This is a genomic window from Streptomyces sp. NBC_01384 (genome assembly GCF_045040035.1).
In the GTDB taxonomy this organism is placed as follows: domain Bacteria; phylum Actinomycetota; class Actinomycetes; order Streptomycetales; family Streptomycetaceae; genus Streptomyces.
Window position 1 is genome coordinate 4511593 of the sequence record NZ_CP109559.1, and the last position, 22633, is coordinate 4534225.

A 22633-nucleotide genomic window follows, 5' to 3' on the forward strand; every position below is an offset into this window, starting at 1 on the left:
GTTGCGCGCCCTCTGCGTGCCCTAAGTCGAGGCGAAGCGGCCACTTCAGGGGTGCTCACGGGCCACTTTGGACAACTTGCCCCTCAATCGTCTCAAATGGCGAGACGCATTTCATGTGACCTGCACCACTACTGCGCGCTGTGTCTGCGAAGTCGCTTACGCAAAGCAGCAGTTCACGGCAGCTACGTGCAGACCACGACGTGCGATGACCGGCCCGGGGCCGCGGCGGCCGTTCTCGGCTCACCGCACGAGCCCCGCCACCCGTTCGGGAGCCGCGTTGTCAGTGGTGCTCATTACCCCCCTGGCTCAACCGCATCGAAGCCCAGTTCACCGCCCTGCGCTACTTCACCCTCGACGGCACCGGCCACGCCGAGTACGCCGAGCAGCTGCTGGCCCTGACAGCGACCCTGCTGTCCGGCCCCCGCCGCTTCTTCCGCTCGTACTCCGCAGCCGAGATCGGCCGCCTGATCACCAAGACCATCGAGGTACGGGTGAAATACCCGCACCTCGCCGACCTCGCAGCCGGCGGCACCATCCGCTTCCGCATCAAGGGCACCGACGAGACCTGCGAGGTCAGAATCGCCCGGCTCACTGAGTACGCCGACTTCGCCGCCCTGCTCGACGGTGAGGGGGCGGCCAACGTCAACCCGACCGCCACCCGCGACCAGCAACTGGCCAACATCCGCGCCATCTACCCACCCTAGAAGGAAGCCCTCGGCGCCCTCGCGATCGAGATCGTTCTGCTCTAGCCCGCACGTACTGGACCTGGAGCCGATGGCGCACTGCGCGGGCTCATGGGAGCAGAATCCCGCTGTCTCCCGAGTTCAAGCCTCGGTAGCGCCTGGAAAGCCAGCTCTCGTGCCGGCCCGGAACGTCGACCTCGATCTGGATCTCCGCCATGCACTGCTCCTCAGGTCAGTGGTCCCGGGGGTCAGGCCACCGCGTTCCGGCAGCGAACTGCCTACGACACGATGATCTGTGAGAACTGGAGGGTGACGTTTGTACCGTCGTAGCGAATGGGCTGCGCGTTGGCGATGTTGTAGGTCTTGACCGGGTTGCCGTTGTCGTCGAGCACCTGGACGGAGATGTTCTTCCGCTGGCCCGCAGGCAAGTTGATCAAGTTGTCGAGGGCCTGGCTACGGGTCGCACCGCGTACCAAGGTCACCTGGTTGCCGCTCAGGCCCTCGACGCCCGCGAGGTACTCGGCGAAGGTGTTGTCGATGTAGAGCGCAAACGGATGAGAGACGACATCGGCGGGGGCCCGGGAGCCGGAGTCCATGGCCGACACCGACGCGGTGGTGGCGGGGGCGGCAGACGCGCCGGCGCTGCCGGCGAAGACGCCGAGGGTCAGCAGTGCCGTGGTGGTTGCGCCGGCCAGAAGTATGTCGAGAGAGTGCAGCGGGTCGATCGGAGAGATCTGGCAGTAGTGGAACGGGTTGCGATGAGAAGGCGAAGTCGCCGGCGGCCGCCCCCTGTGTCGGCCCGGTCTCGTTGGGTGGCGCGGCGCGGTCATCGCTTCCGCATAAGCGCCTGGCTCCGGCTGTCGGCCCCGTCCCGTGGGGATTCCGGAGTCTCGGTGCGTCCCGCCTGCCGTGTGGTTGGAATAGCTGTCGGGACGCCGGTCTGGGCGAGTAGGCACAGCGCTGCCGCTGACGCGGTCCCGGCGTCGGCGGTCGCCACGACTATGCGCTGGCCCTCCTCCTGCGGGACGTTCAGGGTCTGGAGGTTGAGCTGCATGCGGCCTACCAGCGGATGGTGCATGCGGTACGTCGCCAGGTCCCACTTCCTGACCCGGTGTTCGGACCACATCGTGGTGAACTCTGCGCTCTTCATGGCCAGTTCACCGATCAGCGCGGCCAGCCGAGGATCGTCCGGATGCTGCCCGACGGCGAGCCGCAGCTTCCCCACCACGTCCCTGGCCTTCTTCGGCCAGTCCGCGTCGTACAGGTCCCGGGTGTGCGCGTCCAGGAAGACCAGCCGGGCCGTGTTCGGGCGCTGGTCGGGCTGATCGGGGATGTGCGGGTCCAGATGCCCGGCGAACAGGGCGTGTCCCGTACGGTTCCAGGCCAGTACGTCGCTGCGGCGCCCGAGCACGACCGCGGGTGCGTCGCCGAACGCGTCGAGCAACTGCTGGGTCGTGTCACCCGCCCGCTCCGGCGCGGGCCTGCGCCGGGTCCCGGTGCGGCGCGAGGCGCGGGCCAGGTCGTGCAGATGGGCCCGCTCCACCTCGTCCAACCCGAGGGCACGGGCCAGCGCGTCCAGCACCTCCGGTGACGCGTTGAGCGAGAGCCCCTGCTCCAGCCGCGTGTAGTAGGACAGGCCCACCCCGGCGAGCTGGGCCAGCTCGTCACGGCGCAGACCCGGCACACGACGACGCTCCCCGAAATCCGGGAGCCCTACGTCCGCCGGCTGCAACTGCGACCGGCGCATCTTGAGGAACTCCCCCAACCGCGGCTTCTTGTCCATGCGCCGAGTATCGAGCACCGGGACGCCAGGCAGCCTGCCCCTGGCAAGGGCAGGCTGCAAGCAGCCGACGCCAGCACACTCGGAGCCACGAGCAGGACGCAGGGCCGCCCCCGCAACGGAACACGGGCGGGGGCCGACCGGCGTCACCGGCCCGGAACCCGGCACGGCGGCTTCGCCGTCCACGCGGTCCCGGCTTCGGCTCGGCCCGACTCACTTGGCCACGGCATCCCCGCCCACCACGTCCCGGACGCGATGTCCGGCGTACCGGCCGGACCGCGTCTCACGAAAGGGAAACAACATGTCTGCGCTGTACACCACCGAGGCCCTGTCGACCGGTGACGGTCGCAACGGCGAAGTCCGGTCCCTCGACGGCGTCCTGGATGAAGTCCTGGCGGTCCCGAAGGAGATGGGCGGCCCCGGCGGCGACAGGACCAACCCGGAGCAGCTCTTTGCCGCCGGATACGCCGCCTGCTTCCACAACGGACTGCGCCTGATCACGCGCGGGCAGGGGGTCGAACTAGCGGCCTCGACCGTGCAGTCGAAGGTGAGCCTGCTGGCGCGGGAGGCCGGCGGTTTCACCCTGGCCGTGTCGCTGACCGCGCACCTGCCGGGCCTGGAGCAGTCCACCGCCGACCAGTTGATGAAGGCCACTCATGAAGTGTGCCCGTACTCCAACGCCACCCGGGGGAACATCGAGGTGACCCTCACGGCCACGGTCCAGTAAGGGACTTCGGACGGCCGACGCCCCCGAAGAAACTCAGCGGCTGCTGCCGCCGTGTGGTGGCGGCAGCCGTGCCCACCAGGCCCGTTGGCCACCACAGCCGGGGGTTGTTCGGCCGGTGAGGACTCTCCCCGTCGGGCCACCCGGCAACCTCGGCTCACGTCGGCGCCGAACCGTCTCACTTCCGCCGGCGAAGCCCTGAGCCGCCGCCCCAACTTCCCAGAAACCGCGTGCCCAGTGACCAATATCGGACTTACCGCGGACGGCGGTACGAAGGCGTGAAGTCCAGGCTCGATCCGCTGTCCATGGCGGCGATGGCAGTCACCGTGGTCTCCGTCTCGGCCACTGCTCCGCTCACCGCCGCCGCCTCCGCCTCGCCGCTCGCCATGGCCTTCTGGCGCAACTGCCTGGGCTTCGCCGTGCTCGGGCCTCTCCTGCTGTTACTGCGCCGTCGCGAGGTGGTGCGCGTCGCTCGGGGCGAGCGCGGCATCCTGCGCCGGGAGCAGTGGCGGCCCCTGGTCTTCGGTTTCCTCGCGGCCACGGCGCTCGCCCTGCACTTCGCGGCCTTCATGACGAGCACCCGACTGACTTCGGTCGCCATCTCCACGGCCCTCGTCGCCACCCAGCCCGTCTGGCAGGCCCTCATCGCCGCGGGCCAGGGCGTGCGGACGTCCCGCCGGACCTGGGCGGGTCTCGCGCTCGCCGTGCTGGGCGCGGCCGCGGCGGGCGGTCTCGACATCAGGTCCGGCGGTACGGCGCTGCTGGGGGACATGCTCGCCCTCGCCGGGGCCGTCGCCCAGGCCGGTTACACCGCGCTGAGCGAACGGTCGCGCGCGGATGTGAGCACGCCGCTGTATTCGACGTTCACTTCGCTGGTCTGCGGTGTGGAACTCCTCGCCGTCTGCCGACTGGCCCACATCCCGCTGACGGGCTTCGACAGATCCACGCAACTGTCGCTGCTCGGGCTGCTCGTCCTTCCCCAGATCCTGGGACTCGGCTCACTGAACTTCGCCCTCGGCAGGGCATCGGCGACGACAATGAGCGTCCTACTCCTGCTGGAGACGCCCGTGGCGGCGCTCGCCGCGTGGTGGTTCATGGGGCAGGGCATCAAGCCCGCGACCGTGCCCGGGCTCCTGTTGATCATCGTAGGCGTCACGGTCGTGGTCACGAGCGGCGTCGCGGAACAAACCATGGCCCAGCAGGGCAGACACCTCAGTACAGGAATACCGCCGTACCCGGCCTACGCCCCCGACCCACCCCAGCCTCCGCCCGCACTGCGGCACCCGACGTTCCCGGACCCCGCCCGACAAGACCCCAGAGTGGACTGGGCAAGGTACACCGGGGACGAGAGCCCAACGGTCACCCTCACCACCTATCACGGTGCGGGGGCGTTCGACACCTTGTTCTTGCGCATGCCGCGCATGCCACGCACAGAGGAAGAGGAGCCGAACCTCGACGCTCCCGCCGAGTCATGGGCGGACCGCGGACGGCGGCGGTAGGCCGCCCATCCGATCGCAGCCCGGGCGCGGTCGTGTCCGGACCGAGCGTCAGGGGCGGGGGATGGATCTCCGCACCCTCCAGTCCTCAGAAGGGGGCATCACCCACTCTCGCGTGAGAACAAGTTGTGCGAACCGAACCGGTGTTCCAGGTTCGCGGATGGCGCTGCCGGACGGCCAGAAGCCGGCCGTGGACTACGGGCCCCTGGAAGCCAGGGCCCGCAACCGGGTGAACCTGAAGCGGATCGAGACGCACTGGCCGGACCAGGGGGTGCGAACGGATCCGCGACTTGATGACAAGTACAGGGTGAGACCGTCGTCCGGCGGTCGGAGACGGAGATTCCGTGAAACCGGATACCCGGCAACACGAGGAACGCAGCGACGGCGCCCCCGACCGTGACGGCGACAGCGACGCCCAGCTGACACGGTCGGCGGCGGGGGACGCGGCGGCGTTCACCCCGCTGGTGGAGGCGTATTCGCCCGCCCTGCACGGCTACTTCGCCCGGCGCATGCCCGGCGCGGCGGACGATCTGCTGGCCGAGGCGTGGTTGCAGGCGTTCGCTGCGCGGCGCACGTTCGACCCCTCGCGCGGCTCGACGCGGGGCTGGCTGTTCGGGGTGGCCCGCAACGTACTGGCCCAGCACCTGCGGCGGGCGGGGCGGCAGGAGGACGTACCGGGAGTGGAGAGCACCGATCCCTGGCAGGCGGTGGACCAGCGGCTCGACGCGGCCGCGCTGGCCCCCGTGCTGCGCCGGGCGCTGGCCGAACTGCCCGTCGAGGAGCGGGAGGTGTTGCTGCTCGTCAGCTGGGAGCAGCTCACCCCCGCCGAGGCGGCCGCCGCTGTGGGCATCCCGGCGGGCACCGCCCGCTCGCGGCTGCACCGGGCACGGGGTCGGCTGCGCGACCGGCTCGCACCAACGCGCCCGGCCGGACGGCACCTGAGCGTGACGGGAGACATGGCATGAGTACGTACGACGACGTGGAGCGGACCGGCATGAGCACGCAGGACGCGGAGGAGACCGGCATGACCGAGCGGGCGGCGTTGCTGGACTTCCCCGGCGCCGATGAACTGGTGGCCGCAGGGCGGGTCGAGCCGCCGTCGGCACAGGCGCTGGCCAGGGCGCTGGCGGGGATCGAGGCGGCGGTGGCCGCGCAGGAGGCCGGGCCCGCCGCCGGGCGCAAGCAGGGCGCTGCGGTGACCGCACCGCTGCGGTTGATGTCCGCGCGCCGCCGGGTCCTCGTCGGCCTGTTCACCGCCGCCGCGGTCGCGGTCGGCGCGGTGACGTACGCCAACACCGGTGAGACACGCACGGACACGGGCACTGGCACGAGGAGCGAGGCGCGCGCGGACACCGCGTCCGTCTTCCTCAACGACATCTCCACGGTGGCCGCCACCCGGTCGGTCTCCTCGGGGAAGTACTGGAAGATGCACCTGACGGTCGGCGACTCGTACCTCTCGCAGTCCATGGACTTCTACGTCGTCAACGACGGCAAGGCGTACAAGAAGGGGCGCCGGCCCGACTGGCAGCTCGGGCCGAAGGACCTCGACTGGAAGTCCCTGGACCAGCTGACCACGGACCCGGCGCAGCTGCTCCAGCTGCTCCAGACTCCGCCGAGGCCCAAGAGCATCTCCCCCTTCGACCAGGCGGTCACCCTGCTCGGCGAGTCCCCGGCGAGCCCGAAACTGCGGGCAGGGCTGTTCAAGGCGATGGCGGGACTGAAGGGCGTCAAACTCGTCGGGACCGTCAAGGACAGCATCGGGCGCGGCGGAACCGCCCTGGAGTTCGCGGAGGCCAAGAGCGTCGGCCGGGTGATCGTCGACCCGAAGACGAGCTCCATTCTGGAGTACACCTTCACGTGGACGGCGGGAGCCAGCAAGGGCAAGGCCACCCATCAGACGTACCTGGCGGTGGGCTTCACGGACAAGATCGGCTGACACCGGACCGACGAAGAGGTCCTCGAACGACCGAGGGCGCCTGGGGGCGCTGCACGCCCCCAGGCGCCCTCGGTCGGTTGTTCCTGCTCCTGACGATCAGTGGGCGGTCATGTGGGCGAGGGTCTGCTCGGCGCTGTCGGGGGCGAAGGCGCCGTCGATGCCTTCAGCGGCTCCCTCGGCCGCTTCGACGGAGCGGGGGATGAGGATCTTCTCGTAGGCGGTGACGGCGTCGTCGGCGGTGGCGTGTTCGGTGAGGGCCTGGGCGAGGTCGGCGCCGTCGCGCATGGCGAGGTTGGCGCCCATGCCGGAGAAGGGGGACATCAGGTGGGCGGCGTCGCCCAGCAGGGTGACGCCGGGGGTGGGTTCCCAGGTGTGGGGGACGGGCAGGGCGAACAGGGGTCGGTTGGTGTAGCCGGTGTCGGTGTCGGTGATGAAGCCGCGCAGGGCGGGGCTCCAGTCGGCGAACCGGTGCAGGAGGGCGTCGCGGACGGCGGCGGGGTCGGTGAGGTCGACGCCGGCCTGCTGGTGCCAGTCCTGGGGGGTGCGCATGCCGACGTAGATGCGGATGTGGCCGCCGCTGTTGCGCTGGGCGACGAAGCCGAGGTTGTTGTCGAGGGCCATCATGGTGCCGTTCCCGGTCAGGGCGGCCAGTGACGGGTGGCGGGTGTTGGCGTCGTTCAGGCCGGTCTCGACGAAGGTGACGCCGGTGTAGAGCGGGACCGCGTCCGTCAGCATGCGGCGCACGCGGGACCAGGCGCCGTCGGCACCGACGACGAGGTCGGTCTCGGTGCTGTGGCCGTGGGTGAAGTGCAGGCGGTGGCGGCCGTCGCCGAGCGGTTCGGCGCGCTCCAGTTTGTGGCCCCAGCGGACGGTGCCGGGGGCGAGGGAGCCGAGCAGGAGGTCGCGGAGCTGCCCGCGGTCGATCTCGGGGTTGCCCTGGCCGTCCTGGGGCGGGGCGGCGTCGAACAGGATGCGGCCGTCGCGGGCGACGAGGCGCATCTGCTCGCCCTCGGGTCGGGCCAGGGCGGTGAAGCCGTCCCACAGACCCGCGGTGCGCAGGGCGTGCTGTCCGGTGTCGGGGTGCATGTCGAGGGTGCCGCCCTGGTCGCGGGCGGTCGCGGAGGCATCGGAGTCATAGACGGCGACGTCGATGCCATGGCGCTGGAGGATGCGGGCGCAGGTCAGGCCGCCGGGTCCGGCGCCGATGACGGCGATGCGGTTCATGGTCATTCTCCTTGTCGCGGGTATGCGGGGCAGGGGTCGGCACGGTCGGGTGGCGTCCGGCTCCTCCACTCCACCCCCTCACAAAAGCACGATCACTAAATAAGTGCAACGGTACAACTTTTTGCATCAGATACCTTTATGTATGATGGGAGCATGACGACACCTGTAGGACGGCGCGAGCGCAAGAAGGCCGCCACGCGCCAGGCGCTCGCCGACGCCGCCCTGAACCTCTTCATCGAACGGGGCTACGACGCGGTGACCCTGCACGAGATCGCCGAGGCCGCCGACGTGTCCACCACCACGCTTCTCAAGCACTTCCCCAGCAAGGAGGCGCTCGTCTTCGACGAGGAGGCCGACCAGGAAGCCGGCCTCGTCACCGCCGTCCGCGACCGCGCCCCCGGCACGACCATCCCCCAGGCCCTGTGCGCGCACGTCAAGCGTGTCCGCATCCGGGCCGACTCCGACGCCCGTTACGCCGACTTCCTCTACTTGGTGAAAACCACCCCGGCCCTCAGCGACTACGCCCACCGCATGTGGATGCGCCACCAGGACGCCCTCGCCCGCGCCATCGCCCAAGACCTCGGCGTCACACCCGACGACCCGCGCAGCGCCGCCCTGGCCCGCTTCGCCCTGGAGACCTCCGCCCTCGCCCAGCGCGCCGACGACCCCGAACGAGCCGTCGACGCCGCCTTCGACCTCCTCGAACACGGATGGAGCGCCCCGGCCCCGCGGTTCGGTGACGGCCGCGACTGACCTCGGTCCCAACCGTCAGGCGGCGCGGCCCCGGAAGGGCGGCCCGTTCTCACAAAGGGGTACGCCCGCTGCACAAGCCCGTTCACTCCCATCAGGAGTGAGCGTCATGGCGCCGCACGAAGCTGTGCGGCCTCGTGGCGCAGCGCCCCCACAGTGGCCGTCACCTCGGGAGAGCGGTCGCGGACCGTGACGGCGACGACGGCTCGGCCGAGCCAGGCGGGGTCGTCGACCTGAACGACGCGGACTCCGGTGGGGACCGCGGCCGCGGCTACTTCGGGGAGTACGGCGATGCCGAGACCGGTGGCGACAAGGCCGAGGCGAGTGGGCCATTCGCGGGCGGCGTAGGCGATCCGCGGGTGGTCGAGGGTCGGCCAGGCGCCGAACTGCGGGTCGTCACGGAGGCCCTTGCCGACGATCCAGGGTTCGTCCCTCAGCTCGGTCACCGGGATGGTTCCGCGGCCGGCGAACCGGTGGTCGGCAGGGACGGCGAGCAGAAGGCCGCCGTCGAGGAGCAGATCGCGGCGCAGTCCCTCGAAATCGTAGGCGGGCAGGTCCGGTCCCACGCCGATCACCGCGACGTCGATGCGGTGGGCGCGGAGCTGGCGAAGCTGCGTGGGCGAGGACGCCTCGCCGAAGTCGACAATCAGACCCGGGTGGTCGTTTCCCAGGCGGGCCAATGTCCTGGGGACGAGCACGGCGGCGGCCGAGGGGAACGCCGCGATGGCGACTCGTCCGGTGACGTGGTCCTGCAGTCCGGCGAGGTCCGTGCTGACGGCGTCGATCTCATTGAGGGCGGTGGCGGCTCGGCGGGCGAGCATCATGCCCGCGGGAGAGGGGGCCACCCCGCGGGCGCCCCGGACGAACAGCGGTGCGCCCGCGGCGGCTTCCATCGCCGCCACCTGACGGGACACCGCCGACTGCGTGTATCCGAGTGCGTCGGCCGCGGCGGTGAACGATCCGGTGTCGACCACTGCCTGGACGACGCGCAGACCGATCAGGGTGAAGTCCGCCATGCCGTCATCCTGGCACATTCCAAAACCGCATGTCTCTTATGTAAGACCTTCGCTGGTGGAATACCTGGATCAGCAGCACGCTGGAGGAGCAACAGCGAGCAATTCACGCACAGCAATTCACGCAAGGGGCGCACCAGTCATGGCGAAGTCGTGGTTCATCACGGGCAGTTCGAGGGGGTTCGGCCGCGAGTGGGCAGAAGCGGCGCTCGAACGCGGCGATCACGTCGCGGCGACGGCTCGGGACGTCAGCCTGCTGACCCCTCTGGTCGAGCGGTACGGGGACGCGGTACTGCCGGTCCGGCTCGACGTCACCGACCGCACCGCGGTGCACGAGGCAGTGCAGATCGCCTCCTCGCATTTCGGTTCGCTGGATATCACGGTCAACAACGCCGGCTACGGGCATTTCGGCATGGTCGAGGAGTTGAACGAGGACGACCTCCGGGCTCAGATGGAGACCAATTTCTTCGGCGCCATGTGGGTCACGCAGGCCGTGCTGCCCGTCATGCGGTCGCAACGCTCGGGAAGGATCCTGCAAGTGACCAGCGAGGGAGGCGTACGTGCATTCCCCGGCATCGGTGCGTACCACGCGTCCAAATGGGCTCTTGAGGGGTTGTCGGAGTCCCTGGCGCAGGAAGTGGCAGCCTTCGGCATCCACATCACCAACGTCGAGCCCGGCCCCTATGCCACCGACTGGCTGGCTGGCGGGGCACGGCACAGTGAGCGGCACCCGGACTACACCGAAGTCCACGCGGCCACCGCGCAGGATTTCGAGGTGGGCGACCCGCGCGCGACCCGCGACGCGATTCTTCGGATCGTCGATGCGGAACGGCCCCCACTGAGGATCTTCCTCGGCAAGTCCTTCACCGATGTCGCCACTCTCTACGAGGAGCGTCTGAGCACCTGGCGCCAGTGGCAGCCGGTCTCCCTGGCTGCGTTCGGCTGAGCGCCGGCGCCGGGTGTCAGTGGTGGGCGGTCATCTGGGCAACGGCGTGGCTGCTGGGCTTACTTACCGGATCCGACGTGGTAGCCGACCGGGTCGACGTAGACGTCCGGAGCGTTGCCGCTGGACGTGGCGATGGTGAAGGCGAGACCGTTGAGATTCACGATCTGAGAGACCTTCTCGTTCGGCGGGGTGACGGCGAGCCGGGTGTACTTCTTGCCGGAGCCGCTGGTGTCCGGGATGTAGCGGAGCAGGAAGCGGGTCTCCTCCCCGGGCCCGATAGTGACAGTGGGCGCCGAGGCGTCGGTGCGGGCGGCGTCCGGCCCGGTGTCGCCCAGCCCATCGGGGCCCACGAGCTGGACGCCCGGGAAGCCGTGCATGCTGCACTTCGTGGAACCGGTGTTCTTCAGGTTGACGACTATCTCGTCCTTGGTCCCGCTGGCGGAGGCGCTGAAGGCGAGACGGTCGGTCTTGCACATGGAGCCCGACGTCGAGGACTGGGTCTTGGCGGAGAGTTCGCTGCCCTTGCTGGAACCCGTGGAACCGGTGGAACCCGTGGAACCGGTGGAACCCGTGGAACCGGTGGAGCCGGTGGAACCGGACGAGGAGGAACCTGAGGTCGAGCCCTGGCCGCCGGTGGAGGTGCCGCCAGTGGTGGAGGTGCCGCCAGTGGTGGAGCTGCTCGCGGCGGTGGACGCGCTGGAGTTGGCGGAAGCGCTCGATCCGTCGCCGCTGCCGCACGCGGTCAGCGAGAGGCCGGCAGCAGCGACGACGAGGGCGAAGGCGGGCATCTTCTTGACGCGCATCGGTACTCCTGGGAAGCGGTGTCGTATCGGCCGCTCGCTCCGGCTGAGCGGCCTCGGTTGCTTCATAGGAGACCGCTGCCGGGCCATCCGTTGCCGTCGGAGTTGCACCAAGACACCGCTGTGACAAGCGAGTTGACGCGCCGTTACGGGAAAGCGGAGAAAAACGGACAGACCGGGCCCATCGCAACGGCTGCTGGGCCCTGAAGGCACACGCGGTGAAGTCACCCGCGTAACCACCCGGCCCTTCTCGCCGGTTTTTGCGTCCCGCCAGGGGGTGTAGAGGTACCGGCAGACCGGCCGAACCTGGGCATACGAAGGCAACAATCCACGCGGGCGGGCATGCCCGCGCCCATGACGCGACTGTGAGGGGAGGGGCGACGTCGTGTCCACCCCTCGGCGGGGCCGTCAGGACCAGTGCCACACCTGGTTGGTGCTGCCCGCGCATCCGAAGCCCTGGACCCGCTGACCGTCCTGCCCGGAGGTGGAGGCTTCCGCGTCCAGACAGAAGCCGTCCGGGACGCTGACCAGCGTTCCGCCGCCGCCCAGCTGCCACGTCTGGGCACTCAGCCCGTCGCAGCTCGTGGCCTGTATCTCCTGGCCGTTCTGGCCGGTCGTGCCGGCGTCGGCGTCCAGGCAGAGATGGCTGCCCCGATTGACGACGCGGTACTGAGAGCCCTGGCCGGCCACACGGTACAAGGCCCACTTCTGGGCGTCCGTGCCGTTGCACCCCCACACCTGGACGTCCGAGCCGCGATTGTCGAGACACCGGGCGACCGAGAAGGCGTTGACACTCTCGGTCACCGTGACCGAGCCGGCCTGGGCGGTTCCGCGGGGCAGGGCGTACAGGAGCTTCTTGGTCTGCGCGTCGACCTTGCCGTCGACGGTGAGGCCGGCCTCGGTCTGGAAGGCCCTGACCGCGGCGACGGTCGCGGCGTCGAAGTCCCCGCTGACCGGGACGTAGAGGCCATGGCCGTCGACGCGATCCGCACCACGGTCGCCGCTCTCACCGCGGTCATCGCCTCGTCCGCCCTGTAGGGAAGGCGCCGCCCGAGGCATCGGCGGACCAGGTCAGCGGCCTGGGGTTTGTTTATTGTCTAGTCCAATTTAGGGGTGTCATGCCCTCAATGTGCCCTAAGTCGAGGCTGCGCGGTCACCTCAGGGGTGTCCGGGCGCCACTCCGGCCACCTCTGCCCCGAATTATCTCAAATAGTGATACACATTTCGTGTGACCTGCATCGCTATCGCGGATGGCTTCTGCGAAGTCGCTTACGCAAAGCAGTAGTTCACGCCGTGCGTCGCGGCTGTCATGTGCCGGGCTTTACACCAAGGTCGGCGAGCAGGCCCCGTACGCGGTTCTCGATCTCGTCGCGGATCGGGCGTACGGCGTCGACGCCCTGCCCAGCGGGGTCGTCCAACTTCCAGTCCAGGTACGTCTTTCCGGAGAGGGCGGGGCAAGTGTCGCCGCACCCCATGGCGATCGCCACGTCCGACGCTTGGACGGCTTGGGTGGTCGGGATCTTCTCAATTCGTGACGAGGCAGCCGTAACCGCAGGGCATCCTCAGCTCGGAGCGCACGCCCAGTGGCCAGCGGCTCTACCCGGGGTCCGCGGTCGACCGGGTGCGACTCAGCCAGCAGCTCTACGCCGCCGGGCTCGGCGGCCGCGTCATCGCGGCCTTCCTGTCCTGCATCGAAGCATGCACACGGGTCCCGAGATGCTCGAACAATTGCATGCTGAACGTGCTCGCATCACCGCGACCGCTGCCGAACTCCAGGAAGCGGGCCGGAAGCTGGACCTGCTGATCGAGCTCTCCGCCAATCCAGATGCAGCACACTGCCCGCGCTCGTCGATGGCGGCAGCATCTCTCACACAGCGCGCAGGCCCCGGTCGGCGAAGGCGATCAGCCACTCGAAGCTCTCGTCGATGTCGGCACTCCACTGGAAGCCGTTGTCCGCCTGCAACGTCGCGAAGCCGTGGCAGAGACTGCGGAGCATGCGCAGGGCGTGGTCCACGTCGGACTCTGGGATCTCGTAGCCGCGCAGGACCGCCATGAACGCGCCGAGCAGCCGCTGACCCGCCGTGGCCAGCGGATCGTCCGGGCCGGACGGTTCCACACCGATCGTCGCGGCGTACCGGCCGGGGTGCTCCAGGACGAAGGCGCGGAAGGCGCGCGCAGCGGCCGCCAGGGCATCGCGGCCCGCGTGCCCCTGGATCGCTCCGCCGACGGCGTCGGCGGCCTCGTTCAATGCCAGGGCCGCGATGCGCCGGTTGAGGTCTTCCTGGCTGCCCACGTGCTTGTACAGGGACGGGGTCCGCACGCCCACCCGCTCGGCCAGCAAGCCCATCGTCAGGTTGGCGAAGCCCACCTCGTCGGCGAGGGCGGCACCGGCCGCGACCACGGCCGCCGGGTCCAGACCGGCCCTAGGCACGAGCGGCGACCGAGCGGAGGAAAACGAGCATGAGCGAAACCACCTGATCGGGGAACTGGTCGTGCGGGTAGTGCCCGGCATCCTCGATCATCTCAAGGCGGCCGAGGCCGGACGGCAGGGCATCAACGACCGCCGACCCCTCGGCATGCGGGTCGGCCCAGTCGGGGTCGAGCGTGCCCATCACGACCAGAACCGGGCAGCGGAGGTTGCCGAGCTGCGCGCCGGCGTCGGTCGGGGCGCTGCGGCCCATGCCCTGCAGGGCCTTCATCCGGCCCGGCTCGCGCAGCAGGGAGTCGATGCGGCCGAGCCGCTCGGCCCAGTCGGCCGGCTTTACGCCGGGGTAGGCAACGTCGAGGTATGAACGCCAGAGCGGCACACTGCCGAACGCGCCCGCGCCGAGCAGCCGCAGCATGCCCCGCCGGAAGCGCTTGACCCGCAGGTCGCCGAGGCGGATCGACTGCTTGCGGGTGAACGGCGCCAACTCGACAACCGCGGTGATCAGCGAGGGCTCCTGTGCCGCGGCGATGGTGGCGGCGCCGCCGGAGATCGAGTGGCCGACGAGCACGGCCGGGCCGCCCAGGTGGCGGATCACGGCGAGCAGGTCGTCGGCGATGACAGTGCGGCTCCAGACCGGCCAACCGACGCCGGACTCGCCACAGCCGCGCAGATCGACCGCGGCGACCCGATAGCCCGCCGCCACCAGCTGCGGGACCACAGCACGGTAGGCGGCGCGGCTGTCGCCCATGCCGTGCGCGAGAACGATCAGCGGGCCGGCTCCCGCCACCTCGTAAGCGATCGTGCCGCCGTCGACGGCAAGGTACTCGGTCATGACATCCTCCAGCTTGGCTAACTCTGTTAGCTACAAGCTAATCTCATTAGCCAAATCTGTCAACGACGAAGTCGTCGGCGAGGTCGAGATCCAGTGCGTGGAAACGGACACGAACAGGCTGGGCTGCGCCCAGGTGATCCTCTGTGATATCCGGCAGGACGACTCGGCCCCGGCTCATCCAACGGCAAAGGTCGTCAACCGCGCTGTCGGCGGCATCCCGCCCGAGCTCTCGCGTGGCGACGTGATCGACGTGATCGGGTTCCGCCAACAGGAGTGGCGACATGATCAGCAGGCCGGCCGCCACGATCGCCTCGTTCGCCGCCCTGTGTTCCGGGTGCGTCGAGTTCAGGGCGGCCAGGAGACCTGACGTGTCGGCGATGACGGTGATCACGCGATGGTTCCGGAGTCCGTCTTGCGGTGGACCGCGTCGGCAACCACGTCACGAACCTCGGCTGTCGGAGGCGCACGTCCCGGCCCCTCGAAGGTGCGCGAGAACCGCCTGCGCGCCGCGGCGGAACCAGGACGGCGGGTGGGGGTGCCTGTGCCGTACGCATCGGACAGGATGTCCCTGCACGGGTGCCGGAGGTGCCCGACGGTCCAGTTGTTGATCGTGTTGATCGTGCTGAAGGTGATCGGTGCGACGACCTGCGATTTCGGGCCGGAATGATCTCGTCAGCGGCCTGTCGGAGTGCGCGGCGTCTGCCCCACGCAGGCCGGTTCGGTGCGACGGCGCCCGTTCCTGACGTTTCTTCATCTCATCCGACCCGCTATTGCACAGCTGTTACGGCGAGCGCACAGCTCCGTCATCCTCTGTTGGAAGACTCCTCTCATCGCGAGGGGCAGCGAGCCGAGCGGACCGGTTCCGGTTCCGGGGACGGCGGGCGATTCCCGCGAGACTCTCATCGCAGCGTCATTCACATCCCTGGGGGAACCTCGATGTCCGCTCGTAACCGTCGGAGCACCGCGGCAGTCATCACCGCGGGTGCCGCCGCACTGCTCACCCTGTGCGGCACGGCCGCCACCGCGATGGCTGCTCCGTCCTCCGGCGGTGATGCCAAGGGCAGCGCCGCGATGGTCGCCGCAGCCGCGTCCGCCCACACACTCACCGTGCCCAGGGGACTTACCACCAGCGACGGCACCCGCCACGTCATCGTCAACGGCAAGTCCATCGACTTCGGCACCATTGTCCGCGACCTGGCCTGGAACCCCAGCGGCAGCAAGGCCGCCTTCATCGACGCGCACGGCGACCTCGTCGTCTCCAACCCCGACGGCAGCCACCGCGTCACTGTCGCCGCCAACCCGGGCGGGCAGACCTGGTCCCACCCCACCTGGCAGGTGACCGCCGCCGACCGGACGAACCAGATCCCCGCGAAGAACAACCTCATCTTCTCGGCCAAGATCCACGGCAGCACCGTCCTGGAGGGCGTCAAGGCCACCAGCAACCACGGCAAGCCGACCAAGATCAGCCTGAACGGCGACCCGGGAGACGGCAACGTCCCCCAGACCAACAACACCTGGCCGAATGTCGGCGGCAGCTACGGCACGTCCGTCTACGAGAACACCCACACCGGCGAGGTCTACATCCGTGACGACTACCTCCGTCAGCAGGGCGGCGCGCTGACCAAGGGTTCCGAGCCCGCGCTCTCCCCCGACAACGAGGAGGTCGTCTTCGTCCGCTCCGTCCACGGGCACGACCACCTCTTCGTCGAGGAATTCAGGGACGGCACCAACGTCGTCAAGGACATCACCCCGGGCGCCACCACCAACTACACCGAGCCCACCTGGTCGCCCAACGGCAAGACCATCGCCTTCCGCGCCCCCACCGGTACGTACACCATCACGAAGACCGCCCACGGCTTCGGCAAGCCCGTCAAGGTCTCCAAGCACACCGGCCTGCCCGCCTACCGCGGCTGACCGCCGCCCAACCGGCTGCCTAGACGGGCGAGTTCAGCCTGGAGCTCAGGCAGGTGCTGGTCGGCCGTGTCATGCGGCAGGTACTCGACCACATCCAGAAAACGGAACAGAACCTGGGCCTTGGTGACGGCGAACTCGTAGTCGCCGTACCCCACCACAGCACCCATGTCCCCACGAACAGCGCCCCGGACGACATGCGCGGTCATGTCGTCCGGGCTTTGTGCCGTCAGCCCCCGCCGCGCGTTGGGGCGCGCCAGATACGGGCAGACCATCGAGGCGTAGAGCATGCACGCGCGGTGCCCCGGAGCCTCCAGGGTCGCCGCCATGTTGCGGTACGGCCGCCCGGCAGCAAGCGCCTCGCGGATCGCGGCACTCTCCGCGGCGCCGACCACCCGCCACACCGGTCCTCTGGGCATCAGGGTGTTGCAGACCGAACACAGCCGCTGTCGCGCGCACTCGGCGCTGCGTCCGTAGTCGGTGAGCGCGAACTGGGGCTGGTCCCCCTCCCACGGGGTGATCGCAGGCACGGGATAGCCACGGCTGTCACGAGGTCTGGCCTCGACGGTCGCCGGCATGGGAACGGAGTCGAATCGCACACCCCATGGTGAACCAGATGGCCTCGCCACCGCCACGGTTATCAGGCATGTACCAGCCCGGCGTCCGCCTCGCACCGGATGGAGGACCTGTCCGTACCGGTGTTGTCGGCGACCTTCGGCGACCTCTGCTTCGCCAACCACTGCGGCCGCCTGCCGGCGCCGGATCGCGACACCGGAGCGGAGCGATGGTGTTGTTGCTCGGTGCACCAACGAGCTGTTCGGGAGGCCCCGCCCACCACCGCCCCGCCCGCGATATATCCCCCCGCACGAGCCGCACCGGCCCAGGACCTGAAAGCCGCGGGCGTCGTCGCTGCGACGGACGACCTCCACAACCGGCCCGAGACCCACCGCGCGGCTCAGGGGCAGAGGGACACCGATGCGTGGTAGGCGCGGCTCCATTTCCGGGGCGGCAGGCCCTACTCTGATCCCCGTGAGGCAGGCAGGCGCTGGGAAGGATGATCGGCGATGACGCCCCTGAGTACCGGGGACCCGGAGTACATAGGCGGGTACACCCTCCTCGGTCGGCTCGGGGCGGGCGGCATGGGAGTCGTCTATCTGGGAGTCTCCGCCTCGGGACGGCAGGTCGCGGTCAAGCTCGTGCACGGGCCGTATGCCCAGGAGGAGGAGTTCCGGACGCGCTTCCGGCAGGAGATCGCGGCAGCGCGCAGAGTGAGCGGCGCCTTCACCGCGCCTGTGGTGGACGCCGACCCGGACGCCGACCGGCCGTGGATGGCGACGCTCTACGTGCCGGGGTTCACGCTTTCCGAAGTCGTCGAGAAGGACGGCCCGTTGAGCCAGCGGGACCTGCGCGCGCTGGGGCTGGGGCTCACCGAGGCGCTGCGCGACATCCACCGGGCGGGCCTGGTGCACCGGGATCTGAAACCGGGCAACGTCCTGATGACCGAGGACGGGCCGCGCGTCATCGACTTCGGCATATCGCGCGCTTCCGACAACCAGAGCCTCACCACGACCGGGCGGATGATCGGCACTCCGCCCTTCATGTCGCCGGAACAAGTGGCCTCTCCCCGAGAGGTCACCCCGGCCTCGGACGTGTTCTCGCTGGGGTCACTGCTGGTGTTCGCGGCCGTCGGCACGGGACCGTTCGACGCCGACAGCCCGTATATAACCGGCTATCAGGTGGTGTTCGGGACCCCGGACCTCGGCGGGGTGCCCGAAGCGCTCCTGCGCATTGTCGAGCGCTGCCTGGACAAGGACCCGGCCGCACGGCCGGAACTGACGGACATACACCGCATGCTCCAGGCGCTGCCGGAATCCGACGCCACCGGGTCCCCGAAGACCGGGCAGGCCGCGAAACCCCGGCGCCACCCCACTTCTCGGAGCGCGGCCACCACCTCCGCGGGCGCCGCGACCGGCACCGGCAAGCGACGCCGAGCCCGGATGCTGCTCACCGGCCTCGGCGCGGCGCTGGCCGTCACGGGGCTGGGGATCGGGGTGGCTGTCTTCGTGTCCGGCCCGGACACCACCACCGCCCGTGCCGCGTCACTGCCCGACGGCTGGCGGCCGTGGCACACGAAGCTGCAGTACGACGTGAAGGGTGTCCCGCTCGACTACGACAGACCCGGATGCGTGACAGAGGGAAGCGCCCTGTTCTGTGGCGGTACGGGCTTCACAGCCGCCAGGATCGACGCGGCCTCCGGCCGCACCCTGTGGCGGGCCGGCACCCGCCCTCAGGGGGCGGAGCCGATCGGCGTTCGCGACGGGCTGGTCTACATGTACGAGGATCCGGACGACAGGACCAGGCGCGTGGTGGCTCTCGACGCCGCTACCGGGCACCGGCGGTGGCAACGCGACATCAACAAGTCCCAGGACGCGGTCCTGTACGACGGCGGACTGCTGACCCTGTCCCCCGACTACTCGTCGTTCGTGGCCTACGGGCCGTCCGGAAAGGAACTGTGGCGGGCGCCCTCGCTGAACGAGGTCTGCACTCCGTCGGCGCTGGGAGGCGCCCCCTACGCGCTGTGTTCAGCCGGCACCGAGTCCGGCCAGGCCCCGGTCGAGCTGATGAAGCTCGGACCCGGCAGCCTGACCGAAACGGCCGCACTGCCCAAGAAGGCGGAAGCGCTCGGCGCTGTCGGCGGGCAACCCCTGTTCCTCGCCCCCCAGACCGCGAAGGACGTGTACGAAGCCGGGTACGAACGGCCGTACAACGCGCTGCTGCGGGTGGCCTCGGAAACCGGGCAGGTCAGACGGATACCGCTGGCACATCCGCTGACCGGCGCGGCCACCCTTGTGGACGGCGTCGTCTACTTCGTCCGGTCCGACGGGTCGGTCACCGCGGTGTCGGCGGACAGCGGCAAACAACTCTGGCAGAAGATGACGGACGTGGAGAGTCTGTCCGCGCCCGCGGTGTCGGCGACGTACAAGCGGGTCTATTTCTCCAACCGCTTCGGCCGTCTGCTGGCTCTGGACAGCCGCACCGGAGCGGAGGTTTGGCGCACCTCCGCACTGGACGACCCCGGGGACAAAGTGCAGAGCTACCCGCCGCGAGTGCTGCTCGTCAAGGACGCGATCGTGGCGATGGCCGGCGACACGGCCTTCTCCCGGAGCCCTGACGGGCCCACCTGACCGGCCGAGGCAATCACCGTGCACCGTGCGGATCATCCCTCGCACCGCATACGCCCCCATAGGGGTGTGCATCTGTGAGCCGATGTGTCGGGGGCATCCCACACCCGCAGGTGTCCCACCGCAGCAGAGCCGTCCGGCCCCCGCGCAGCGCCCCCATGTGGGTGCGTGCCCAAAGCGTGCCCATAAGACCGGACAACCACGGTAAACAGCGGCGCGAAACCAGCCCTTCAAACTGCACCCCCAGGCGGCGTACCCGCAGGTCAGAAGCTGTGCCGCCATCCAAGCACCGTCGCTTCCCAAGCTGAGAGCGCGAGTTCGATTCTCGTCACCCGCTAATCTCTGGCCAAATGCTGGATGGCCTTCAGGGTCTGGCCCGCTCCGTCCTCGGTCGCCATGTGCTGCGCCGCGGTCGAGGCGGCTCGTGCGTATGTCGGCTGCTTCACGACGCGGTCGAGCGCGTCGGCGAGCCGTTCGGCGGTGAGGGAGCGGAACGGTATGGGATCGGTGGCGGCGCCGATCGCGGCGAGCCGCCCTGCCCAGAACGGCTGGTCCGCGGTCACTGGCACGGTCACGGCGGGAATTCCGGCGCGCAGCGTCGCCGCGCTGGTGCCGGCCCCGGTGTGGTGGACCACCGCGGCCAGCCGCGGGAACAACAGGGCATGCGGTACGTCCGCGATGGTGAGGATGTCGTCGCCTTCTGCCGCGAGGCCAGCGCTTCCGGACTGGAGAATGCCGCGCAACCCGGTGCGCCGCAGGGCTCGTACGGCGATCTCGCTCAGCCGTTCCCCGTCTCCGGCCGCCATGCTGCCGAAGCCGATGAGGACGGGGCGGGGCCCGGCCGCGAGGAAGTCCTCCAGGTCCGGGGGCAGCTGCTCGACGGCGTCGACGTGAGGCCACCACGTTCCTACGACCTCCAGTCCGGGTCGCCAGTCGGCGGGGCGTGGCAGCAGTGCCGTACTGAAGCCGTACAGGACGGGCCAGTGCGCCTCCTCCTGGCGTCGGCGCATCGCGGAGGCGGAGAGCGGTGGCAGGTGGAAGCGGTGGCGCAGGTCCCGTACCGCCTGCTCGTAAACGCGGTCGGTCATGCGGAGAGCGAAGCGTCCGGCTGCGCGGTTGCCGAGGCGGCCCAGCGAGCGGGTGCCCATCACCACGGGTGGAAAGTCGCCGGTGGGTGCGGTGGGCTGGAGGTACACGCCGAGGCTCGCGATGCCCGTGGCCTCGGTGAGATGCCAGCCGAGCGGGGCCGTGGTGGTCGACAACAGGAGCAGATCCGTACCGTCGGCCACCGCATCGGCGAACCCCCCGCCCAGTTCGGTGACGAACGCGGCGGCGGCGCGCATCAGCTCACGTCTGCCTCTCACGCCCGCGTGGGCCCCTGTGTCGGCGGGCAGGGCACGGAATTCCAGCCCGGCTTGATGTACGAGGGGCGCGAAGGCGTCCGTGGTGGCCAGGGCGACGTCGTACCCGGCGCGGAGCAGCTCGGCACCCAGGCCCGTGTAGGGCACGACGTCACCGCGAGATCCGGCGGCGGCGATCATGATTTTCATCGGTTCTCCTCGGGTTCGGTACGGCAACCGGCGCGGCGCGACGCGTTGGCGTGAACCGCCTTGCACAGATAGGCGGCGAGACCCGGGCGTTGCTGCGACGGCGGTACGACGAGGGCGAAGGCGCGCGGGTCGGCGACGAAGTCGTCCGCGATGCGCCGGTGCACGTCGGGCGGACAGGGCGTGAACCAACGGGCCAGATGGCGACGGTGTTCCTCGGCGATGTCCATGGCCCGCTCGCCGTCGCTGGGTTCCCCCTCGTCGAAGGCCGCGAGTAACTCCGCCCGCCAGACGGCGGCCTCTCCCATCAGGCGCCGCCAGTCTTCTTTGGTGTGGATGTCGGCGCGCTTCATCGCCTCCTGATGCGCGTCCGAGTGCCCCCACTTCAGCTGAGCCTCGGTGGCATAGCTGAGGTCGAAGGCGATCTCACCGAAGACCTCGAAGCGTTCCTCAGGAGTCAACGACACCCCCGTCCGCTGGACCTCGATGGCCTGTTCCGCCACCTCGGCCAGCCGCTGCAGCCTGGCGATCTCCTCGTTCAACTGCCGCTGCCGGGCCCGCAGATACTCCAGGGCGTTGGCCTGCGGGTCCTTCAAGATGGCGCCGATCTCCTCCAGGGAGAAGCCCAGTTCGCGGTAGAAGAGGATCTGCTGGAGGCGGGCCAGGTCGGCGTCGCTGTAGAACCGATAGCCGGCGTGGCTGCGGCCGGTCGGTGAGAGCAGCCCCGTCTTGTCGTAGTGATGCAACGTACGCACCGTCACCCCGGCGAGCGAGGAGACCTGCCCCACGGAGTACCCCATGCACCTGCCCTTTCGTCTGACCTCAGCCTCAAGCCTGACGTAAGGGGAGGGTCAACTGGCTCACCCCTGTCGCCCCAGTCACCGAACATCCGGGCTCCGTCTCAGTTCCCGTCTCGTTCAGCCCCGTTCACGACCGTTTAGCCGAGACCATGCGCCAGGACCTCACCGTAGGCAGTCCGCCCACGAACGCAGGTGAACGCTCCTGCACACAACCCACCACCCCACCACCACAGTTGGAAAGCGTGCACCCAGAAGAGCGCTCCTGACGTACTGACCCGCGTGCGCCTGTATCGCCTGACTCCGCTGACCGTGCGCCCTGCTCCGTGTCGGCTACGTGCCAGACGCTGGATGCCTGGACAGGAAGCGGACGAGCGGGAGGGGGAGAGACAGCTGGGCCTACTGCTCATCGTTGTCGGCACGGTGACGATACGTACGGAGCGGGCCCTTCCCTGGACACGCCGCCAGAACTCGTCCACGCGACCGAAAGCGCGGAGGAGCGGCTGGCAGCTCTGCGCCGGATGCTCAACCACTGTCTGCACACCGCCCATGCCGCCGCGCTGCTCTTCGATCCCCCGACGGCC

General features: G+C 69.6%; 19 protein-coding genes and 4 pseudogenes. 10 read left to right on the forward strand and 13 right to left on the reverse strand.

Annotation, left to right across the window (positions count from 1 at the left end; translation table 11 throughout):
* Nucleotides 1-302 precede the first annotated feature (302 nt).
* Nucleotides 303-386, forward strand: a pseudogene (locus OG747_RS20620) (transposase); the annotation flags it as partial.
* Between the two features lie 87 nt (nucleotides 387-473).
* A pseudogene (locus OG747_RS20625) lies at nucleotides 474-704 on the forward strand (RNA-binding protein); the annotation flags it as partial.
* 257 nt (nucleotides 705-961) lie between these two features.
* Here OG747_RS20625 and OG747_RS20630 read toward each other — a convergent pair.
* Nucleotides 962-1513 (reverse strand): hypothetical protein, encoded by a 552-nt coding sequence (locus OG747_RS20630; protein ID WP_405880801.1) that lies wholly within the window; start codon nucleotides 1511-1513, stop codon nucleotides 962-964.
* Entirely contained in the window at nucleotides 1510-2466 is a 957-nt protein-coding gene (locus tag OG747_RS20635; protein WP_405880802.1) for a helix-turn-helix transcriptional regulator, read from the reverse strand. The genes OG747_RS20630 and OG747_RS20635 overlap by 4 nt, the downstream gene beginning before the upstream one ends.
* Before the next feature lie 298 nt (nucleotides 2467-2764).
* On the opposite strand from OG747_RS20635, the gene OG747_RS20640 reads away from it, so the two are divergent.
* The 4 genes from OG747_RS20640 to OG747_RS20655 all read left to right on the forward strand — a co-directional run bounded on the left by OG747_RS20640 (nucleotide 2765) and on the right by OG747_RS20655 (nucleotide 6619).
* The gene (locus OG747_RS20640) at nucleotides 2765-3190 is read left to right on the forward strand and encodes an organic hydroperoxide resistance protein (RefSeq protein WP_405880803.1); all 426 of its coding nucleotides are present in this window, start codon (nucleotides 2765-2767) and stop codon (nucleotides 3188-3190) included.
* Between the two features lie 275 nt (nucleotides 3191-3465).
* Nucleotides 3466-4686: a DMT family transporter gene (locus tag OG747_RS20645; protein ID WP_405880804.1), complete on the forward strand. Its 1221-nt coding sequence runs from the start codon at nucleotides 3466-3468 to the stop codon at nucleotides 4684-4686.
* A gap of 341 nt (nucleotides 4687-5027) precedes the next feature.
* The gene (locus OG747_RS20650) at nucleotides 5028-5648 is read left to right on the forward strand and encodes an RNA polymerase sigma factor (RefSeq protein ID WP_405880805.1); all 621 of its coding nucleotides are present in this window, start codon (nucleotides 5028-5030) and stop codon (nucleotides 5646-5648) included.
* Nucleotides 5645-6619 (forward strand): hypothetical protein, encoded by a 975-nt coding sequence (locus OG747_RS20655; protein WP_405880806.1) that lies wholly within the window; start codon nucleotides 5645-5647, stop codon nucleotides 6617-6619. The genes OG747_RS20650 and OG747_RS20655 overlap by 4 nt, the downstream gene beginning before the upstream one ends.
* A 96-nt stretch (nucleotides 6620-6715) precedes the next feature.
* On the opposite strand, the gene OG747_RS20660 is transcribed toward OG747_RS20655, so the two are convergent.
* Nucleotides 6716-7849 carry an FAD-dependent oxidoreductase gene (locus OG747_RS20660; protein WP_405880807.1) on the reverse strand — a complete coding sequence of 378 codons (1134 nt, stop codon included), beginning with the start codon at nucleotides 7847-7849 and terminating at the stop codon, nucleotides 6716-6718.
* A gap of 147 nt (nucleotides 7850-7996) precedes the next feature.
* On the opposite strand from OG747_RS20660, the gene OG747_RS20665 reads away from it, so the two are divergent.
* The gene (locus tag OG747_RS20665) at nucleotides 7997-8596 is read left to right on the forward strand and encodes a TetR/AcrR family transcriptional regulator (RefSeq protein ID WP_405880808.1); all 600 of its coding nucleotides are present in this window, start codon (nucleotides 7997-7999) and stop codon (nucleotides 8594-8596) included.
* Between the two features lie 104 nt (nucleotides 8597-8700).
* Here the strand turns inward: OG747_RS20665 and OG747_RS20670 are convergent, their stop codons facing one another.
* Nucleotides 8701-9609, reverse strand: coding sequence for a LysR family transcriptional regulator (locus OG747_RS20670; protein WP_405880809.1), 909 nt, complete (start codon nucleotides 9607-9609; stop codon nucleotides 8701-8703).
* Between the two features lie 139 nt (nucleotides 9610-9748).
* Here OG747_RS20670 and OG747_RS20675 point away from each other — a divergent pair, with 139 nt between their 5' ends.
* Nucleotides 9749-10552, forward strand: coding sequence for an SDR family NAD(P)-dependent oxidoreductase (locus tag OG747_RS20675; RefSeq protein WP_405885613.1), 804 nt, complete (start codon nucleotides 9749-9751; stop codon nucleotides 10550-10552).
* 59 nt (nucleotides 10553-10611) lie between these two features.
* Here the strand turns inward: OG747_RS20675 and OG747_RS20680 are convergent, their stop codons facing one another.
* The 6 genes and pseudogenes from OG747_RS20680 to OG747_RS20705 all read right to left on the reverse strand — a co-directional run.
* Complete coding sequence (locus OG747_RS20680; protein WP_405880810.1) at nucleotides 10612-11355, reverse strand: DUF4232 domain-containing protein; 744 nt, start codon at nucleotides 11353-11355, stop codon at nucleotides 10612-10614.
* A gap of 405 nt (nucleotides 11356-11760) precedes the next feature.
* Nucleotides 11761-12411 carry a ricin-type beta-trefoil lectin domain protein gene (locus tag OG747_RS20685; RefSeq protein WP_405880811.1) on the reverse strand — a complete coding sequence of 217 codons (651 nt, stop codon included), beginning with the start codon at nucleotides 12409-12411 and terminating at the stop codon, nucleotides 11761-11763.
* A 248-nt stretch (nucleotides 12412-12659) separates the two neighbouring features.
* A pseudogene (locus tag OG747_RS20690) lies at nucleotides 12660-12875 on the reverse strand (phosphotyrosine protein phosphatase); the annotation flags it as partial.
* Between the two features lie 344 nt (nucleotides 12876-13219).
* Nucleotides 13220-13753: a TetR/AcrR family transcriptional regulator gene (locus OG747_RS20695; RefSeq protein ID WP_405885614.1), complete on the reverse strand. Its 534-nt coding sequence runs from the start codon at nucleotides 13751-13753 to the stop codon at nucleotides 13220-13222.
* A 22-nt stretch (nucleotides 13754-13775) separates the two neighbouring features.
* Entirely contained in the window at nucleotides 13776-14612 is an 837-nt protein-coding gene (locus OG747_RS20700; RefSeq protein WP_405880812.1) for an alpha/beta fold hydrolase, read from the reverse strand.
* A 73-nt stretch (nucleotides 14613-14685) separates the two neighbouring features.
* A pseudogene (locus tag OG747_RS20705) lies at nucleotides 14686-15003 on the reverse strand (PIN domain-containing protein); the annotation flags it as partial.
* Between the two features lie 545 nt (nucleotides 15004-15548).
* On the opposite strand from OG747_RS20705, the gene OG747_RS20710 reads away from it, so the two are divergent.
* A complete protein-coding gene (locus tag OG747_RS20710; protein ID WP_405880813.1) occupies nucleotides 15549-16526 on the forward strand; it encodes a hypothetical protein in 978 nt (325 codons plus the stop codon).
* On the opposite strand, the gene OG747_RS20715 is transcribed toward OG747_RS20710, so the two are convergent.
* On the reverse strand, nucleotides 16514-17053 hold the full coding sequence (locus tag OG747_RS20715; protein WP_405880814.1) for a hypothetical protein: 540 nt from the start codon (nucleotides 17051-17053) through the stop codon (nucleotides 16514-16516). The two genes, OG747_RS20710 and OG747_RS20715, sit on opposite strands and share 13 nt — an antisense overlap.
* Nucleotides 17054-17587: 534 nt before the next feature.
* On the opposite strand from OG747_RS20715, the gene OG747_RS20720 reads away from it, so the two are divergent.
* Complete coding sequence (locus tag OG747_RS20720) at nucleotides 17588-19708, forward strand: protein kinase domain-containing protein (protein WP_405880815.1); 2121 nt, start codon at nucleotides 17588-17590, stop codon at nucleotides 19706-19708.
* 332 nt (nucleotides 19709-20040) lie between these two features.
* On the opposite strand, the gene OG747_RS20725 is transcribed toward OG747_RS20720, so the two are convergent.
* Together OG747_RS20725 and OG747_RS20730 are read right to left on the reverse strand one after the other, a co-directional pair.
* The gene (locus OG747_RS20725; RefSeq protein WP_405880816.1) at nucleotides 20041-21255 is read right to left on the reverse strand and encodes a glycosyltransferase; all 1215 of its coding nucleotides are present in this window, start codon (nucleotides 21253-21255) and stop codon (nucleotides 20041-20043) included.
* Nucleotides 21252-22052: a MerR family transcriptional regulator gene (locus OG747_RS20730; protein ID WP_405880817.1), complete on the reverse strand. Its 801-nt coding sequence runs from the start codon at nucleotides 22050-22052 to the stop codon at nucleotides 21252-21254. Before OG747_RS20730 ends, OG747_RS20725 begins: the two co-directional genes overlap by 4 nt.
* Between the last annotated feature and the right edge of the window lie 581 nt (nucleotides 22053-22633).

Bases quoted from the DNA above. Each gene is read 5' to 3' on its own strand.
- OG747_RS20630 (WP_405880801.1), bottom strand. From the start codon at position 1,513: ATGACCGCGCCGCGCCACCCAACGAGACCGGGCCGACACAGGGGGCGG.
- OG747_RS20635 (WP_405880802.1), bottom strand. From the start codon at position 2,466: ATGGACAAGAAGCCGCGGTTGGGGGAGTTCCTCAAGATGCGCCGGTCG.
- OG747_RS20640 (WP_405880803.1), top strand. From the start codon at position 2,765: ATGTCTGCGCTGTACACCACCGAGGCCCTGTCGACCGGTGACGGTCGC.
- OG747_RS20655 (WP_405880806.1), top strand. From the start codon at position 5,645: ATGAGTACGTACGACGACGTGGAGCGGACCGGCATGAGCACGCAGGAC.
- OG747_RS20660 (WP_405880807.1), bottom strand. From the start codon at position 7,849: ATGACCATGAACCGCATCGCCGTCATCGGCGCCGGACCCGGCGGCCTG.
- OG747_RS20665 (WP_405880808.1), top strand. From the start codon at position 7,997: ATGACGACACCTGTAGGACGGCGCGAGCGCAAGAAGGCCGCCACGCGC.
- OG747_RS20670 (WP_405880809.1), bottom strand. From the start codon at position 9,609: ATGGCGGACTTCACCCTGATCGGTCTGCGCGTCGTCCAGGCAGTGGTC.
- OG747_RS20675 (WP_405885613.1), top strand. From the start codon at position 9,749: ATGGCGAAGTCGTGGTTCATCACGGGCAGTTCGAGGGGGTTCGGCCGC.
- OG747_RS20680 (WP_405880810.1), bottom strand. From the start codon at position 11,355: ATGCGCGTCAAGAAGATGCCCGCCTTCGCCCTCGTCGTCGCTGCTGCC.
- OG747_RS20685 (WP_405880811.1), bottom strand. From the start codon at position 12,411: ATGCCTCGGGCGGCGCCTTCCCTACAGGGCGGACGAGGCGATGACCGC.
- OG747_RS20700 (WP_405880812.1), bottom strand. From the start codon at position 14,612: ATGACCGAGTACCTTGCCGTCGACGGCGGCACGATCGCTTACGAGGTG.
- OG747_RS20710 (WP_405880813.1), top strand. From the start codon at position 15,549: ATGTCCGCTCGTAACCGTCGGAGCACCGCGGCAGTCATCACCGCGGGT.
- OG747_RS20720 (WP_405880815.1), top strand. From the start codon at position 17,588: ATGACGCCCCTGAGTACCGGGGACCCGGAGTACATAGGCGGGTACACC.
- OG747_RS20725 (WP_405880816.1), bottom strand. From the start codon at position 21,255: ATGAAAATCATGATCGCCGCCGCCGGATCTCGCGGTGACGTCGTGCCC.
- OG747_RS20730 (WP_405880817.1), bottom strand. From the start codon at position 22,052: ATGGGGTACTCCGTGGGGCAGGTCTCCTCGCTCGCCGGGGTGACGGTG.